Source organism: Paenibacillus hexagrammi, from assembly GCF_021513275.1.
Classification (GTDB): domain Bacteria; phylum Bacillota; class Bacilli; order Paenibacillales; family NBRC-103111; genus Paenibacillus_E; species Paenibacillus_E hexagrammi.
Window position 1 is genome coordinate 6,365,781 of the sequence record NZ_CP090978.1, and the last position, 17,357, is coordinate 6,383,137.

A 17,357-nucleotide genomic window follows, 5' to 3' on the forward strand; every position below is an offset into this window, starting at 1 on the left:
ATTACCATAATTGACAAGGGGGAGCTCATGATGATAAATAACGGTGCTCATATTATTTTTGGAACGGGTCCTGTAGGGTTGGCGGTTATGCACGAGCTGAAACGCAGAGGGGTGCAGGATATCCGCATGGTGAACCGCAGCGGCCGTGTACAAGGGGCGGACCGCGGGGATATACAAGTAATTGGCGGGGATGCCTCAGATGCCTTCCAGACGGCACATATCTGCCAAGGCGCATCTGTTGTCTATCACTGCGCACAGCCGGGCTATATGAATTGGCCGAAGCAGTTCCCCACACTGACGAACGCCATTATGCAGGGTGCGGCTGCAGCCAATGCGAAGCTGGTGTATGCCGATAATCTGTACATGTACGGGCATGTCGATGGGCCGATTACGGAGAGCCTTCCTCACAAGGCGAAAGGACACAAGGGCGTTACCAGAGCGGTAATGGCGAAACAACTGCTTGATGCCCATAAAGCCGGTAAGGTGCGCACTGCCATCGGGAGGGCGTCCGATTTTTTCGGCCCCGGCGTCTTGCAATCTTTTATGGGGGAAAGAGTGTTTGGTTTCGCTTTAAAAGGTAAGCCGGCCGACGTGCTGGGCCATATCGATATGCCGCACACTTACACGTACATTGAGGATTTCGCCAGAGGGTTAGTGACCTTGGGACAGGAGGATAGGGCCTTAGGAGAGGCTTGGCATATTCCTAGCGCGGAGACGGTGACGACCCGACAGCTGCTGTCCCTGCTTTTTCAAGAGATCGGCTCAGAGCCCAAGATACGTGCAACCTCCGCCAAAATCGTTTCACTCATGTCCCTATTTAGCCCGATCATGAAGGAGATGAAAGAAATCATGTATGAGTTTGAGCAGCCTTTTGTCGTTGACCATAGCAAGTTCACGAATGCTTTCGGGCCCATGCAGACGACTTCCCACCAAGAAGCGATAAGACGAACCCTCTCTTGGTATAGAAGTGTGGTAAAATAATTCATGTGGTAAATACTGGGTCATGGGTTTGTTGGGAGGGGCAGGATGTCGAACTTTATTAAGATCGGATTGTTTTCGAAAATCGCTCAGGTTACGATTCGAGCGCTGCGTCATTACGATGAACTGGGGTTGCTGAAGCCTGCTTGGATCGAACCGAGTACGAATTACCGTTATTACACGTACGATCAGCTCATTCGGCTGAATCAGATTTTGGTCCTCAAAGATGCCGGGTTCTCCTTGGAGCAGGTTGCATCCATGATTGACAAGGCGATGACGATCGAAGACATGCAGCGCATGATGCAGCAAAAGAAAGACCATCTGGCCCAGCAAATTAGCGAAGCCGCCCAGCAAATCAAGAGCATTGAAGTAAGGCTGAATCAATTAAAACAGCTCGGCGAGCAGCCGAAGTATGAAATCGTGATCAAGCGAGTCCCAGGACTGCGCATGGCCGCTTTACGCAGAATCGTGCCCAAACCTCAGGATATGCCCGGTTACCGATGCCGAATGTTTGGTGAGCTTGATGAATGGTTATCCAGAACGAAGTGTACGGCCGAGCAGGAATATGTCTTTTATCATATGAGCGAATTTATCGAAGAAAATTTCGATATCGAGGTTGCCTACAGCATAAGTAGGGAGGAGCAGCTTATGCCAGATGGCAATACGACAATATTCGAGCTTCCCCCGGAACCTATGGTAGCTAGCTTGGTTTATCAGGGGCCTTTTATGGGGGTAGGGGATGCGCTGCTAGAGCTGTTTACCTGGCTGGGGGTGAATGGTTATTCACCGACAGGACCTGTCAGGGAGCTTCACTTGTTTGGGCGTGAAAATAACCATCATGATTTCAATCAGGTATTGGTAGAGCTGCAGGTGCCGATATCCCCATAAAGTAAGTAAACGGAGAGGCTCTGGGGAGGAAAAAATCCCATCGCTGTTCTCCGTTTTTTTCTGAATTTCGACAGGGATTTTTTGAACATATTTGCCTCCCTTTTTGTACCAAAAATTGTATTGTTTCCTTCCGATAATTGTGCTAGATTCTATCTACCGCACATTTTTCATAGGTGTGCTAGAAACATAGAATGCATTGGTGCTATAAGCACAATGACGTCCGGGAGAGGAAGTCCATACATGAGGAAATGGAAGAGTTTAGCGAAGAAGAGCATCGTTTCGGCTGCGTCTGTCGTATTGATCGCATCTTGCTTAGGGGCGGCGCCGATCTACGCGTCCGAAAGTAATTCGGAAGTCCCAGCTGTCGTGGAGCAGAATACGCCTTCGGTTGTAGCGATCATAGGCAAGCCGACCTCCGATACGAATAAATCGTGGGAGAAGAATCGGTACAATTTGGCGCACGGGACAGGTGTGATCGTCGAATCAGACGGTGTGATCGTCACGAATGCCCATGTCGTCAAGGATATGAAGAACATTGTGGTCGTTACTTCTAACGGCACTACATACAACGGACGTGCTACCAATATTGATGAGGAAAGCGATCTGGCGCTGGTGAAAATTGATGCAACGAACCTGCACGCAGCTACCTTCGGCTCGTCCTCGGATATTGAAGTAGGCGAGACAGTGGCGGCGATCGGGACGCCGATTTCTTTTGCTTTGAGAAACTCGGTTACGGTCGGGATTGTGAGCGGCATTGACCGGTCCGTCAACTCCCAGTATCAGCTGATCCAGACGGATGCGGCGATTAACCCGGGGAACAGCGGCGGCGCTTTGATCAATATGAAAGGCGAGGTCATCGGTATCAATACGATGAAATACGCCGATGTGGGCGTAGAGAACCTAGGCTTCGCAATACCGGTAGATACCGTCAAGTATGTTCTGAATCATTTTAAACTGTACGGGAAGGTTAAGCGTCCTTACCTGGGCGTAGAGCTGGAGGAAAGCTGGGAAGCGGTAGTGGGTCTGCCTAGCTCCACAGGCCTTCGCGTTGCTTATGTGGATCCCGATTCACCTGCGGCTGAGGCAGGGATTAAGCAGGACGATCTGCTTCTGTCCGTTGGCGGAACCTCGGTCAAAACCATGGTGGATTACAACGAGGCGCTGAAGAAGTATCTCCCTAATGATTCTGTAGAGATCAAGCTGCAGTCCGGCGCAGAATCGGTATCCAAGACCATTACACTAGGAGAAGCGCAGAGCTCGGAAACGGCGTCCATCGATGATGAGGAAGGCTCGGACATCGATGCAGACCGCGGTAAAACCAAAATCGGTGACAGTCACTACGGCTGGTCGATGAAATATCCGTCGGGTCTTGTGAAGGGCCAGCAGTCGGAAGAGGGCGATAAGGTCAGTTTTGCGGATGCGAAGGGTGAATTCTACTTGTCGATTGAAGTGGAGAGCAACTTGAGCGATGAGCTTTCCCCATCGGCGCTTCTGAATAAGCTGGACGGCAGCGATACGCAGGATTACGGAGCTTCGACGACCATTCTCGAAAGACAATATGTCAAACAGGATAAGGCGCCTTACGGCAAAATCGTAGGCCGCTCCGGCGATAACGGGTACGTGCAGACGCGCGGCTACTTGCATAATGGCAAGCTGTACACGGTTAAGCTTTATGTAGCCAAAGAGCAGTACAACAACAGCTTTAAACAAAATAGCTTTAACGACCTGCTCGACAGCTTCCAGCTTTCTTTTGACAGTAAGGATGAAGCATTGAAGGATATTTCGGTGTACTCGGAAGACGGCGCTACTCATACGAATGAGTACGGTTTGTCGCTCGACCTGCCTTCAGGCTGGGAAGAAAGCAGCTACAAGGGAGGAACGTCCTTCTACAATGACGATTACTCTCAAAATGTGAACGTCACGGTTACTTCGGCTTCCTCCGGAGAGACGCTCAAGGCATGGGTGGAGCGGGAGAGCAAAAATTTTGAAAATGAGTATGTCGCTGATTATCGCAAGATTGAGCATCCCGAGGCGCTGACACTGGCTGGTGTGCCTGCATTGAAGGTAGCTTATTCACAAACCTATGGCGATGATGAATGGGATGCAGGGTATTCGTTATACTTCATCAAAGACAAGTACAAGTATGAGATTGATTTCACCTATCCGGGGGATGAAGACCAGGATGAGGTAAGCAAGACGTTGGGCGAGCTGACCTCTTCGATCAAGGTCGATAAAAACCTGATGGATAAAGAGCTGGGCTTTATTCAGGACATTCATGAACTGATGGATCCAGACCGCACTGTCACTTATAAAAATGATAAATACAAGTATTCGCTGCATGTTCCGGAAACGTGGACAATCGGTGATGCGTACGACGATAAAGACGAGGCTCGTAAAAACTTCTACTTCAACGGGGGCAATCTTACGATCCAAGCGGATACGAAGGAAAGCTATGAGGACCTGGTCAAAGAGGAGGACGCTTCACAGAAGAAAAATCACGATAACGACAGCGAATACACGTATTCGGATTCCGAAGTGACGCTTCCAAGCGGCGAACAGGCGAAGAAATATGTCGTACATTACTCCTATGACAAAAAGCCTTATCAGGAGACGGTTTATATTTTCCATCATAACCATATTTCTTACACGGCGACCCTGCATATCAGCGATGCGGTTCGTACGGACGAGAATGAAGCCCGACTGAATAAAGCTTTTGATTCGATCAAGTTCCAGGATAAATAAAAGCTCAACATGTCTTGCACTTCCGCTTGCAGCTGACCGCTATGCTGCAGGCGGAAGTTTTTTTGCATAAAAAAACGGGAACTGCCTCAAGATAGCCGTGTTACCCATCCCAAACACTAGGAGGCAGTTATGGTAAGAGTAGAAGATTCCACCCTGCAGTCACAGAATGTCGTTTCATCTGCGCAGAATTCGGTAGACAACGTTCACAATGCGGTTTCCCGCGCGCTGTCCCATCCGACTGAGCAAACGATTCAGGAGGCTCACAACGCCATTGTGCAAGCGGAGCGTGCTGTGGAGCAGGCGAAAGCCCACCACAACCAGCCGGCCGTCGAGCAGGCTGAAGAGGAACTACACAATGAGAAATCCAGACTGCAGGGCTTGCAATAAGCGAGCTAAAGGCAGCAGCAAGCCCCTGGAATGTTATCGTCCAGGGGCTTGTTTTGTTGGTTTACCATTATTTCCGGTAAAGCGGGTACCCAGGCTTCTCGGGCAGCTCAATTGCTACGACGCGCAAGCCTTCTTCACCGGCGGTAAGAGACAGCGACTCGCCGGAGGCATCCGCCTTGGCTACGGCAAAGTCCTTGTGCGCGATCGGAACTGCCGCGTCATTGCCGGTTACGGCCTCTCCTGATCCACGGATAGCAAGGAAGGCAACTAGGGCTCCTTCGGATAGCGGGTATGAATATTTCGCGCCTGGATCCAATTGAATATCGTACATCCGGGCTTCGGTTTGAATGTGGACCGGCGAGCCTTCGCCAATCACTGTTTTTAGGCTTGTACCTTCTTGAGCCTTAGTCGGAAACTGCTCGTGATCGTACTGGTTATACGTAGCAGGATGCTTCACCGCTTCGCTGAGATGGGGCTCGAACCAAATTTGCAGCCCCTCCGCGCTGCCCCCGCGAAACGCTTCGCCATGGTAAATGCCGGAGCCTGCTTGCATCACCTGAGCGCCGCCAGCACTTACCGTCTGAAGGGTCCCGAGCGAGTCGCGGTGCTCAACGGTTCCGCCGATCACATAGGTCATAATTTCGAAAGCTTTATGTGGGTGCATGCCAATCTCCGCTTCACCTATAGCTTTGCCCCAAGCCCAATAGAAGAGCGGCCCTACGCGGTCTACAGCTCCTGTTTCTCCCGGAAATTAACCGGGCGCTGCTCGATGAATTTTCCTCCGTCAAACGCTCCGGCACCTTGCTGGTCGGCTCCATATCTTTGTAAACCCATCATAACCACCTCGTATACTTTAAAATTATAAACAACTTACTATATGTAAGTTAGTGTAGGGCTTTTTATCTTCAAAGTCAAAAGGGGAGTAATGGGAAGCATCTTGGGAGGGGCGAACCAGTCACATTGCACAGCAAACCTTTTGCGTAAACGTTCATTCACGGTTAAAACCAAGGCAGCGCTTGTTTTGACCTTGACTTCCGATACTTCCTTCACTACTATTTGTAGTGTAAGGGGTGTATACGCGATGAAATTGAATAATTTTAAATATCAGGGAAGCGGGCTGAATCGTTTTTTTGGGCCGCTTGAAGCTAAGATCATGGAGATTCTCTGGGACGACTCGGAAGAAATGTCGATTAAAGAGGTTCACGGGAAGCTTGAAGGAGAAAAGTCGTTAAGCTTTAATACGGTGATGACAGTCATGAATCGTCTAGTGGAAAAAGGTGTGCTGCAGAAGCAGGCCAGAGCGCGTTCCTTTGCTTATAGTCCTGTCGTAAGCAGGGGCGTTTTTATGGAAGAGCAGTCGAAGGAGCTCACGCATGATTTGATTGAGGAATTCGGGTCTCTGGCCGTCACCCACATGATGGATGCGCTGGATAAGGTGGACCCTAAGCTCCTGGATCAGCTTGAACAGCATATCCATGATTTAAAGAAGGAGAGATGACGCATGATCGGACTGCGTCCCAGATTCATGTTGCTTGCCACGCTGCTGACATCCGGGTTTTTATGGTGCCAATTGATCAGCTATGAGATTGGTCACCTGTTGCGGCTGAAGCCGCTTTTTAACCTATTCGATATGTGCTTCTTTCTATTTCGTACGCTCCACATTCCTGCGCTGGTTGCCGGAAATCTTGTACACGGCCTGGTGATGTATACGTTTGGAGCGGCGGCATGGGTTGCCATCCGCCATGCTAGATCCTTCGCGCGCTCATCTAGGGAGCTTGAGCTCCGAACGGAAAATGCTGTCACAGAGAAGCTGCGGACGCAGTATGGTCTTGCAGACGAAGAGCTTCTGGTCATCCGTCACCAAGCTCCTATAGCTCTAACTATGGGGCTGTGGAAGCCGCGGATCATCCTTTCAACCGCCCTCCTGGACATGCTGACCGAAGGAGAGCTTAGGGCTGTAGTCGAGCATGAGAAATATCATTTGCAGCAAAAAGATCCGCTTACTATCTTTGCTCTGATGATTTGCTCTGTTTCCTTGGGGTATATCCCTATTTTCAGATGGATCGCCGACAAATATAAAATTATGATGGAGCTGAGCGCCGATAAGCACGCGATTTCTGTTATGGAGCATACCGCTGAGTTGGGCAGCGCTCTTCTCAAGCTGTGGAAGCGGGGACAATCCCCTCATGTTTCTTTGTCTCATGCCTCCTTTGCCGAGACATCCATGAACCTGAGAATCCAGCATATTTTGAATCCGCAGCTGCCGATTTCCTTTAAACTGCCGCTTGTACGGACGGTGATATCTGCTGTTGCTATGATTATTGTGGTGGGATTGATTTGATCCATAGGTCTGTGCGTGTGCGGGGAGTAGGTGCTGCTTGGCAGAAATCGAAACCCGTGACGCATCGTGTAACCGAGATTCGCGTGTGCTAGGAGCGGTTGGGATGCAGAGCTTGACTTTCCAGAGAATTACAACTACAATCTGTAGTGTAAATGAATTTGAGGAATTAGTTATATTTTTTTGCGTTATAAAACTACACAATGTAGTGTAAAAATTCAAATTTGTGAGGAGAGAAACAATGGACTATTTGCTCAGAAATTCGCACTTTATTTTTACTCATTTTCCGATTGCGCTCTTGATATTCAGCTTTGTCTTTGATCTTCTGGCGCTCATTCTCAAGAAAAAGGATTGGCATTCAGCGGGGATGCTCGCCTTGCTAGTCGGAACGTTGGGAGCCATCGCCTCGTTCATAACAGGTCCCGAGATGTCGCGGAATCCACTCCTGCCTACGCATGCCCTGTATGCACAGCTGACGATGATCGCGTCCATCTTGCTGTCGGTCATCCGGATTGGATTGCTGCTCTGGAAGAAGAAGCATATCGGCGGCCATCCCGTTTATTTAGTGGGGGCTTTAGTCGCGGTGCTGCTAGTGAGCTATACCGGGCACTTGGGAGGCAAAATGGTACATAGGCCGTTTACACCTGGCATGAACATGCAGGGAGGGCCGGGTCAAGGGCCAGGACAGGGACAAGGGCAAGGGCAAGGAACAGGCCAAGGTCAAGGGCAAGGGCAAGGATAAGGTCTAGGATAAGGGCAAGGACAGGTTCAAGGACAGGGTCAAGGCCAAGGGCAAGGACAGGGTCAAGGCCAAGGGCAAGGTTAAGCCCTAGCTCAAGGATAAGGCCTAGGATAAGGATAAAGGACAAGGAACAAGGAACAGCACAAGGGCAGGGGCAGTGTCAAGGTCAAGGATAAGGACAGGGACAAGGAATAGGCCAAGGACAAAGGACAAAGGACAAAGGACAAGCCCGGGTTCAAGCCCAAGGACATGCGGCCGACCAGGGTGGAAAATCATAACCAAAGCATATACCAAGAGGCTTATCCAGGGATTCATCCCGGACGAGCCTCTTTTCTTTTTAACGGCTAGGCTCCTCAAGCTCGAGCTCCTCAAGTGTGTAACGATGCTCCCACAAAAATTCCATATCATAGGCGGTTGAATCGCTTTCAACAAACCGCGCGATACCGAAGATGACTCCTCCCGAGATAACGGCAAACACCGTAATCCAGCCCATTAGCGAAAATACCTGTTCGACCATGCAATCCCCTCCCAGCCTTTATTGCCAACATATGCATGGATAATGTGAAAGATGTATGACAATGTGAATGTTAGGTTGAGGGAAAACGTATTCAGGTAAGTTATGGGAGTTGACTATAACGAAATTCTCCGATTGACACTTTGTACTGACCGGTGGTAAGATCACCTCTGTAAAGAAAAACAACCAACATTTGGAAAGGGAGGGTTTTAAGATGGAATGGATGATTATGGATGTTCGACACGGGCTCGATCCTCAAAGCATTTTCGGATGCCATACAATTTCATATCCGTTAACCCGCCCGCTTGCTGCTGCCTGCTCATCATAGGCTGCATGTGTACATATAGCATAGGAGCGCGGGTTGCGAATCAGTTCGTAACGTGCGCTTTTTCATTCTTAAGGGGCATATCGCTGCGTGCGGTGTGCCCTTTTGCTGTGTCAATCGAAGGGAGTGAAGATATAGATGTTTACCGTATTGAAAAAATTGGATTGGTTCTTCCGGATGCATTGGAAGCGTTACACGCTTGCCGTGGGGCTGCTGATCATTGTCGGCATTATTGATGTGATCCCGCCTAAGTTAATCGGCTATGCCATCGACGGCATCCATTTGGGGACACTGACGGGTTCCGCATTATTCCGGCTTTTAGCCTTTTGGGGCGTTCTCATTGTAATTGGCTACGGGATGACCTATGTGTGGCTGTACCAGCTTTTTGGCGGCGCTTTTGTGCTGGAGCGCATTCTGCGCAACCGGTTGATGCAGCATTTGCTCCGTATGACGCCTACATTCTATGAGCGCAACCGTACGGGCGATTTGATGGCCAGAGCGACCAATGACCTTCAGGCTGTGTCTACGACAGCAGGTTTCGGCATTTTGACCTTTGTAGATTCTACGCTGTTTATGTTGACGATCCTTTGCATGATGGGATTCTTTATTAGCTGGAAGCTGACTATTGCGGCTATTCTGCCGCTGCCTGTGATGGCGGTTGCCATAACGATTTACGGCGGACGGATTCATGAACGGTTCATGAAAGCTCAGGATGCTTTTGGCGAGATGAATGACCGTGTGCTGGAGACGATTGCCGGAGTGAGGGTCATCCGTGCCTTCGTACAGGAAACAGCGAGTCAAGACAATTTTAAAGAAATGACGGATGATGTATATCGCAAAAATATCGCTGTCGCTCGCATTGACGCCCTTTTCGAACCGACGGTTAAGATTCTGGTCGGTATCAGCTATCTCATCGGGCTGTGCTACGGGGGATACATGGTTTTCCATAGTGAACTGACACTAGGTGAGCTCGTGTCGTTCAACACGTTCCTCGGTATGCTGATTTGGCCGATGTTCGCTATTGGAGAGCTGATGAACATTATGCAGAGGGGGAACGCTTCCCTCGATCGGGTCAATGAGACGCTGGGTTACAAGCCAGATGTGAAGGATGCTCCAGAGGCGTCAGCGATGCTGCTTCCGAATGAAATCTCTTTCCAACAAGTGACATTCCGTTATCCGTCCTCGTCCATCGATAACCTGGTGAATATCTCGCTGCGCCTGCAGCGCGGGCAGACACTGGGCATCGTCGGGCGTACAGGGAGCGGCAAGACGACTTTACTGAAGCAACTGCTCAGGGAATATCCGATTGGCGCGGGTGTGCTGTCGATCTCCGGTACGCCGATTAAGCAGCTGAGGATGGATACGCTGCACGGATGGATGGGGTATGTACCGCAGGAACCGATTCTATTCTCCAGAACTGTGCGAGAAAATATTCAATTTGGGCGCAGCGACGGTACTGATGAGGACTTGAACAAGGCGCTGGAGCTGGCAGCCTTCCGCAAGGATGTGGAGTTCCTGCCTGAAGGGCTGGACACGATCGTTGGGGAAAAAGGCGTCGCTCTGTCCGGCGGACAGAAACAGCGCGTATCGATCGCTCGGGCGCTCTACGTCGATCCGGAGATTCTGATGCTGGACGATGCCCTCTCAGCTGTGGATGCGAAGACGGAGACGGAAATTCTACGCGGCATCCGCAGCGAAAGAGCGGGCAAAACGACGCTGATTACGACTCACCGCCTGTCTGCTGTGCAGCATGCCGATTGGATCGTCGTCCTCGATGAAGGCTATATCGTGGAAGAGGGCACGCACGAGCAATTGCTGGCACGCGGCGGCTGGTATAAAGAGCAGTATGACCGTCAGCAGCTGGAGGCTGAGATTGAAGCGTAAACGAACTTGAAGCTTCAATAAGCGCGTAACATGGGCCAGGGATAAATTGAGTAAAAGCTAAAGTGAAGGCTGAGAAGGCTGAGAAAGCTGAGGAAGCTGAAGTGGAAGCTCAAATTAATGCTGATGTGTAAATTGAGTAAGCTGGAACAATAGCCGAAGTGTAAGCGAAGTAAAAGCTCAAGTAAAAGCTCAAGTAAAAGCCCAAATAAAAACCCAAATAAAAACTGAGAAACACGTACCTGCAACGCCCTATCTATAAAGAAAAGAAGGTGAAAGCGCTCATGAAACATACAGGCAAGCGACTATTTCAATATGCAGCGCTGTTCAAAAAGCCGCTGCTGCTTGCACTCCTGCTGTTAGCCGCAGCAGTGTCGGCCGAATTGGCCGGCCCATTTATCGCGAGGCAGATGATCGACCGCCACATTTTAGGCATCGAGCAGCCCTGGTATGAAACGGGATCCGCTACGCAAACTGACATGGCCGTTCCCTATGACGGAACATTCTTCAAGCGAAGCGACAACTACGCCCCTGGCGAGGCCAAGGGGAAGGAGGTTCGCATTTTGCAGGCGGGATCAGCCTTTGTATTTATTGATCAACCGCTGCCATTTGACGGGAACCGCGAGCTGAAGGATGGCCGGTTGATAGTAACGAAGGGCGACCAGCGTGCGGAATATCCCGCCCAAAAGCTGAGCATGCAAGAGCTGTTCCTTTTTTATGAGCCGCAGTGGCGGCATCTGATCAACCTCGCGCTGCTTTATCTGGGACTGATCGTACTCGGCGCCATTTTTACGTATGGACAGCGATACTTGCTTCAATCCGCAGCGAACCGCATTATTCAGCGCATGAGAACGGACGTATTCGCGCAGATTCAGCGCCTGCCGATTCAATATTTTGACAATCAGCCCGCGGGCAAAATTGTCTCCCGAATCACCAACGATACCGAGGCTGTACGTGATCTCTACGTGCAGGTGCTTGCGAACTTCTTTACAGGAACGATCTACATTGTCGGCATTATCGCCGCTTTATTCGTGCTGGATTACCGGCTGGCGCTGCTTTCCTTGCCCGTGATTCCGATGCTGTACGTCTGGATTCGGGTATACCGCAAGTTTGCCACTCGCTATAACCATGAAATCCGCGAACGCCTCAGCAGCATTAACGGCATGATCAACGAGGCGATCCAAGGCATGCCCATTATCCAAGTATTCCGCAGACAGCAGGAGACGCAGCGCGAGTTCGAGCAGTTGAATGATGAATACACCGACTACCAAAACAAGATGCTCAGCCTGAACTCTTTTACCTCTCATAACTTGATGAATGTGATTCGGAATGTGTTCTTTTTTGCGCTGATTTGGATGGTAGGCGGCGGAGGTATGAACACCTTCATCACCGTTGGGGTGCTGTACGCTTTCGTCGATTATTTGAATCGGATGTTCCATCCTATGGTCGGAATTGTAAACCAACTGCCCAACTTGGAAAAAGCCATCGTTTCCGCGGATCGTGTTTTCGAGCTATTGGATGAAAAAGGGCTAGACGTCGCGGAGGGCAGAGCCGACCGATACTTAGGCAACGTCAAGTTCGAGCACGTGTCTTTCGCTTATAAAGAGGGCGAGGACGTCCTCAAGGACATATCCTTCGAGGCGAAGCAGGGGCAGACCGTAGCACTTGTGGGGCATACAGGCTCGGGCAAAAGCTCCATCCTGAACCTCTTGTTCCGCTTCTATGATGTGAGAGAGGGCCGCATCACGGTAGACGGCCGCGATGTGCGCGAGATGCCCAAACAGCTGCTGCGCCAGCATATGGGCATCGTGCTCCAGGACCCGTTCCTGTTCACCGGCACGATTGCGTCCAACGTCAGCTTGGACGATCCGGCTATCAGCCGGGAACGGGTCGAGCAGGCGCTGCGCGATGTCGGCGCAGCGGAGATGTTCGGGGCGTTGCCCCGCGGCATCGATGAGCCCGTCATCGAGAAGGGCAGCACGCTGTCCGCCGGACAGCGGCAGCTGATCAGCTTCGCCCGGGCGCTGGCCTTCGACCCGGCGATCCTGATTCTCGATGAGGCGACGGCCAGCATCGATACGGAGACCGAGGCGGTCATTCAGGCCGCTCTCGATGTACTGAAGAAGGGGCGTACCACCTTCATCATTGCCCACCGTTTGTCGACGATCAAGAACGCCGACCTCATTCTGGTGCTCGACCGCGGCCGCATTGTCGAGCAGGGCAGCCACGACGCGCTGATGCAGCAGCGCGGCCGTTATTATCAGATGTACCAGCTGCAGCAGGGACATCCGGGCATTGCCGCCGCCGCTGAAGAGGCGGAACGCAGCGTATAACGAGCCCTTACCCCGTAAGCTCGTATACGTGCTAACGAAAGCGCAGCTTGAGTATGATAGAATGGAAGGGTCATCCATTTCACAACGAACGGAGAGGTTGCATGCGTCCCGATACCATTCGAGTATTAAACCTGATTCAGCTGATTTCAGAGATGTGCATTGCTGTTGGTTACTTGGTAGGGCTTATTCCATTTATGTATATGGTGTCCTGTAATTGGGTACTTCCGTTAGTATTCGTCAGCGCGATTATCGCCTGGCTGGTACGAAACGGAACAACGAATATGGCTGTCATCAATATTGTTTTGTCGTTTCTGAGTTTTATCCCTGTGGTCGGCTACGTGTTCCGCGTAGGAGGCATCCTGGTTTCGTGGATGAATATCCGCCGTATTACGGGCGGGCAGGGACGTTATTAGGTTGTGGAGATTTAAAAGACGTGAGTGCTGGACCGTCTGCCGGACTTTTACAGCACACAAACAGAGCCCAGTTGCCGGAATCGGCACTGGGCTCTGTTTTGCAGAGATAGCAGTCTCCCTTACGAGGCTAGCAGTTTTTCTCTGGGCTACTCCAAAAACTATGAAATAGGGCAGCGCTCACAAATTTGCATTCACCTGGGATACGTTGATGTTTACGGGCGTCTGTCTTTTCCGAACATAGGTCACTGCTGTATAGTTACCTTCCCCTAGCATTACCCTTTTCCCAACCAATGATTTTCCTGCTCCCGTCTGTGAGGCTAGTATGCCAAACCGACCCGCTCGCCAACATACTTGCGGCTTAGAGCTTCTTCGTAAACAAACACTGCCGTGTCTCCAACGGAAATCGACATGCCCCCTCGGGCAGGTACTCGGCTTCCGCACGGTACTCCCCTACTGCATCGCCATCAGGTAAATAGGTAGGGCATACCACGGTCCAAGCCAGTCCGGAGGCCGACAGCAGCTCCCAAGCTCTGCGGTGCTCTTCTGCCGCACGCGTGGATGAACGACGAGTGTCTGGCGTCTCATAACGGAGCAGTCCGGGGTACTCCCGGCTGTTTAGGATGCCCGCGGTTCCGACGGTTACGATCCGCTCCAAGTTATGTTCTTTCATAGCCCCGATGAGCTTCGGCATACTCTCGGTCAGTACCTCAGCGCCATCCGTGCTCAGGCAGCTGATCACGAGGTCAGCTTGCTTCATGACAGCAAGGTCATCTTCATACCTGCAGACGTCACCTGGCTGAACGATCAGACGCTCGGACTGGCAGATCAGCTTGTCCGGATTACGTACCATTGCTGTTACATGATGACCGTCCTGCAAAGCAAGCGCCAATACGCGCCGGCCTACTCGGCCTGTTGCACCCAGAAGAGCAATATGCATAAGGGAATCTCCTTTTATGTAATTCAAATTAAATACGTGTATTATAACTTGAACCAGGGACGCATATCTAGCATAATAGTCGTAGCCACGATGACACGGCGCACTCTATAACAAGCAAGGGGACTTCCCACGGATGAGAATCAATAAATTCATTAGTGAAACAGGCGTCTGTTCCAGACGCGAAGCGGATAAATGGGTCGAAGCCCGGCGTGTGACGATCAACGGGATTACGGCAGAGCTGGGCAGCACAGTTGGTCCTGGGGATGACGTCAGAGTAGACGGAAAGCCGATCGGTGCGAAGAAAGAGCACGTCTACATCGCGCTGAATAAGCCCGTCGGCATTACGAGCACGACCGAAGCGCATGTCAAAGGCAACATTGTCGACTTCGTCGGCCACTCGGAGCGGATTTTCCCGATCGGCAGGTTGGACAAGGATTCGGAGGGCCTTATTCTCCTTACTAATAATGGGGATATCGTCAATCAGATTTTACGGGCGGAAAATAACCATGACAAAGAGTACATCGTAACGGTCAATCGCCCGATCACTCCTATGTTCCTGCAAGGAATGGCGAGCGGAGTAAAAATCTTGGGCACCACCACCAAGCCGTGCGAGGTGCACAAGGTGGGCGAACGCGTATTTCGGATCATCCTGACGCAGGGTCTCAATCGGCAAATTAGACGCATGTGCGAAGCGTTCGGCTATCGAGTCGTGCGGCTGCAGCGGGTGCGGATTATGCATATCCATCTGGGCAATTTAAAGGTCGGCAAGTGGAGAAACCTCACGCAGGGGGAGCTTCAGGATTTGATGCGGACGCTTGGAACGGCGGAGCTGTAAGTGTAGGCAGATGATGAGCAAACCGTGAGAAACGCTCTTCAGACTATGTAGCAAGACAAATGGAGGGGGGAAGCTCCTAATCCAGCGAGCGGAGAACATCCACCGAAGCTCGTAATGGAACCTACTTGATTGGCAAACTCGACCTGAGGCCCAGCCTCAGGTCTTTTTCCTATTCTGGCGCATTCGAATGAGAGGTTGGTTGCCAAGAAGTCCCATATTTTAGGTTGACTGAATCGTTTTACGGCGCATATACTCAAGAAAACTTTTTTGGATTCATCTCCCATAGTTTTTGTATGCGTTTTCTTAAGATATTAAGAAAGGGGTGCTGTCTTAACATGACTTTAAAAAGAAGAATTTTTCTCATATTCTCATTTAGTTCATTGGTTCCCTTTCTCAGTATCTTTGTTATTTCGTATTACACCATCGATTCTATTTTTGACAACAAAATTAAAAGCGGGATCCAGAGTAACCTGAGGCAGGTTGAGCTCTCGTTGGGGGATTCCCTAAGCAACTTAAATCATGTCTCTCAGCAATTGGCGTATGGCGGCACGATCGGGAAGCAGCTGGACGAGGTCCTGCACCAGCCGAAGGATGCGACTTATCAATTGATGCAATCTCGCGACCAACTGAAAAAAGAGCTGAATGTGATTACATTTACAAACCCAAGCATAGATCTAACGATGTATTATTTCCGGGATGAAGGTAAAATCGATTTCGAGAATTTCCCGGTAAGGGATGACTTTTCGCCGGACAAACTCCCTCTGCTGGCTGAGTATTACGGCATATCTTATTATGGGCCTCACGTCAGTATGAACCAAGTAAATGATAAGGTTGTTTTGTCTGCCTTAAGGAAGGTCGATCTGCCTGACCGCGATGATGTCTATGTCTACATGGAAACCGGATTTCTTACGACGCAAAATATTTTAAATAACGATCAATATGGAGGGGCATTGTCTCACCTGATTTTGGATGGCAAAGGTCGAATTGCGTATAGCGAGGTTCCGGAAATTTTCTCGAATGGAGCGGAATTTCCCGATTTCACGAAGGGGGAGGCGACCGGAAATTTCCGGGGTTATCATTGGTTTAAACAGACCTCTAATCAGGATTGGAGCGTGGTTTCGGTCATTTCCCAAGCTAATTATAACAAGGAGAAAGATCGATGGCTGCTGCAAATTCTGGTTGTCTTTTTGTTTTTCCTTTGTGTGACCCTTCTGCTGGCGTGGTTGCTTTGGAAGATGGTGTACAGGCCTCTGAACCTCTTTCATTCCGAGATTAAATGGATGTCCCAGAGTCGGTTAATGGCCGATCACCATGTGCAGACGAAGATTCCCGAATTTGATTATTTGTTAGGTAAATTTTGGGGGATGAAAGAGCAGCTCCGGAATTTGTTTACAGAAATAGAGCGCAAAGAGAAGAACCGCGTCGATCTCGAAGTGGAAAAGCTGCTCTATCAAATCAATCCCCATTTTCTGATGAATACCCTGGACACGGTGCATTGGCTAGCGGTCATGAACGGACAGGACGAAATAGACCGGCTCGTGCAGTCATTAAACAAATTGCTGTATTACAACCTGGGTAAATTGGGGGAAGTATCCACGATTGAGGAAGAGATCGACGCACTTAAGCAGTATTTGACGCTGCAGCAGGTTCGATATGATTTTCAGTTCGATGTTCGAATTGATGTTGAAGAGAATGTCTTGAAATTGCCCGTTCCCCGATTTATTCTTCAGCCTCTGGTCGAAAACTCTCTATATCACGGTTTAAGTGATGATGGATACATTCAAGTGGGTGTTAGGCTCGATAACGATATTCAGATATCCATACAGGATAATGGTTCGGGGATGTCGGAGGAAACGATTCGAGAGCTTCTGAATAGCCGGACGGTGGAACAGAAGAAGGTTGGAATGGGGATTGGCATGAACTATGTAAAGCGAATGCTGGAGGCTCGCTATGAGAATAAAGCTAAGCTGGAAATCAAGAGTGAAGTGGGCAAAGGGACGAGTATCTTGTTATCTTTGCCTATTGCAGGGGAAGGGGACTAGCC

15 protein-coding genes are annotated in these 17,357 nt (G+C 50.2%); 12 read left to right on the plus strand and 3 right to left on the minus strand.

All coding sequences use genetic code 11. The features are described 5' to 3' along the window. Positions 1 to 27: 27 nt before the first annotated feature. From L0M14_RS29245 to L0M14_RS29260, 4 genes are all read left to right on the plus strand, one after another. On the plus strand, positions 28 to 981 hold the full coding sequence (locus L0M14_RS29245; RefSeq protein ID WP_235119906.1) for an SDR family oxidoreductase: 954 nt from the start codon (positions 28 to 30) through the stop codon (positions 979 to 981). Positions 982 to 1,026: 45 nt separating this feature from the next. After that, positions 1,027 to 1,866 carry a MerR family transcriptional regulator gene (locus L0M14_RS29250; RefSeq protein WP_235119907.1) on the plus strand — a complete coding sequence of 280 codons (840 nt, stop codon included), beginning with the start codon at positions 1,027 to 1,029 and terminating at the stop codon, positions 1,864 to 1,866. A gap of 240 nt (positions 1,867 to 2,106) precedes the next feature. Beyond that, the gene (locus L0M14_RS29255) at positions 2,107 to 4,608 is read left to right on the plus strand and encodes a trypsin-like peptidase domain-containing protein (protein ID WP_235119908.1); all 2,502 of its coding nucleotides are present in this window, start codon (positions 2,107 to 2,109) and stop codon (positions 4,606 to 4,608) included. A gap of 129 nt (positions 4,609 to 4,737) precedes the next feature. Further along, positions 4,738 to 4,995, plus strand: coding sequence for a hypothetical protein (locus L0M14_RS29260; protein WP_235119909.1), 258 nt, complete (start codon positions 4,738 to 4,740; stop codon positions 4,993 to 4,995). Between the two features lie 67 nt (positions 4,996 to 5,062). Here the strand turns inward: L0M14_RS29260 and L0M14_RS29265 are convergent, their stop codons facing one another. Beyond that, positions 5,063 to 5,659, minus strand: a complete 597-nt coding sequence (locus L0M14_RS29265; RefSeq protein ID WP_235119910.1) for a pirin family protein — start codon at positions 5,657 to 5,659, stop codon at positions 5,063 to 5,065. A gap of 417 nt (positions 5,660 to 6,076) precedes the next feature. On the opposite strand from L0M14_RS29265, the gene L0M14_RS29270 reads away from it, so the two are divergent. From L0M14_RS29270 to L0M14_RS29280, 3 genes are all read left to right on the plus strand, one after another. Next, positions 6,077 to 6,493, plus strand: a complete 417-nt coding sequence (locus L0M14_RS29270) for a BlaI/MecI/CopY family transcriptional regulator (protein WP_235119911.1) — start codon at positions 6,077 to 6,079, stop codon at positions 6,491 to 6,493. A gap of 3 nt (positions 6,494 to 6,496) precedes the next feature. Continuing rightward, positions 6,497 to 7,336 (plus strand): M56 family metallopeptidase, encoded by an 840-nt coding sequence (locus L0M14_RS29275; protein WP_235119912.1) that lies wholly within the window; start codon positions 6,497 to 6,499, stop codon positions 7,334 to 7,336. Positions 7,337 to 7,574: 238 nt separating this feature from the next. Continuing rightward, complete coding sequence (locus L0M14_RS29280; protein WP_235119913.1) at positions 7,575 to 8,075, plus strand: DUF2231 domain-containing protein; 501 nt, start codon at positions 7,575 to 7,577, stop codon at positions 8,073 to 8,075. A gap of 337 nt (positions 8,076 to 8,412) precedes the next feature. Here L0M14_RS29280 and L0M14_RS29285 read toward each other — a convergent pair whose 3' ends face one another. Next, on the minus strand, positions 8,413 to 8,592 hold the full coding sequence (locus L0M14_RS29285; protein WP_235119914.1) for a hypothetical protein: 180 nt from the start codon (positions 8,590 to 8,592) through the stop codon (positions 8,413 to 8,415). 460 nt (positions 8,593 to 9,052) lie between these two features. Here L0M14_RS29285 and L0M14_RS29290 point away from each other — a divergent pair, with 460 nt between their 5' ends. The 3 genes from L0M14_RS29290 (at position 9,053) to L0M14_RS29300 (ending at position 13,541) form a co-directional block, all read left to right on the plus strand. Further along, positions 9,053 to 10,798 (plus strand): ABC transporter ATP-binding protein, encoded by a 1,746-nt coding sequence (locus tag L0M14_RS29290; protein ID WP_235119915.1) that lies wholly within the window; start codon positions 9,053 to 9,055, stop codon positions 10,796 to 10,798. Between the two features lie 281 nt (positions 10,799 to 11,079). Continuing rightward, positions 11,080 to 13,128 carry an ABC transporter ATP-binding protein gene (locus L0M14_RS29295; RefSeq protein ID WP_235119916.1) on the plus strand — a complete coding sequence of 683 codons (2,049 nt, stop codon included), beginning with the start codon at positions 11,080 to 11,082 and terminating at the stop codon, positions 13,126 to 13,128. Between the two features lie 101 nt (positions 13,129 to 13,229). Next, entirely contained in the window at positions 13,230 to 13,541 is a 312-nt protein-coding gene (locus tag L0M14_RS29300) for a hypothetical protein (protein ID WP_235119917.1), read from the plus strand. A gap of 358 nt (positions 13,542 to 13,899) precedes the next feature. Here the strand turns inward: L0M14_RS29300 and L0M14_RS29305 are convergent, their stop codons facing one another. After that, positions 13,900 to 14,478 (minus strand): NAD(P)-dependent oxidoreductase, encoded by a 579-nt coding sequence (locus L0M14_RS29305; protein ID WP_311198797.1) that lies wholly within the window; start codon positions 14,476 to 14,478, stop codon positions 13,900 to 13,902. 133 nt (positions 14,479 to 14,611) lie between these two features. Here L0M14_RS29305 and rluF point away from each other — a divergent pair, with 133 nt between their 5' ends. Together rluF and L0M14_RS29315 are read left to right on the plus strand one after the other, a co-directional pair. Continuing rightward, positions 14,612 to 15,313, plus strand: a complete 702-nt coding sequence (gene rluF / locus L0M14_RS29310) for a 23S rRNA pseudouridine(2604) synthase RluF (RefSeq protein ID WP_235119918.1) — start codon at positions 14,612 to 14,614, stop codon at positions 15,311 to 15,313. 335 nt (positions 15,314 to 15,648) lie between these two features. Then, positions 15,649 to 17,355, plus strand: a complete 1,707-nt coding sequence (locus L0M14_RS29315; RefSeq protein ID WP_235119919.1) for a sensor histidine kinase — start codon at positions 15,649 to 15,651, stop codon at positions 17,353 to 17,355. The last annotated feature ends 2 nt before the right edge of the window (positions 17,356 to 17,357 follow it).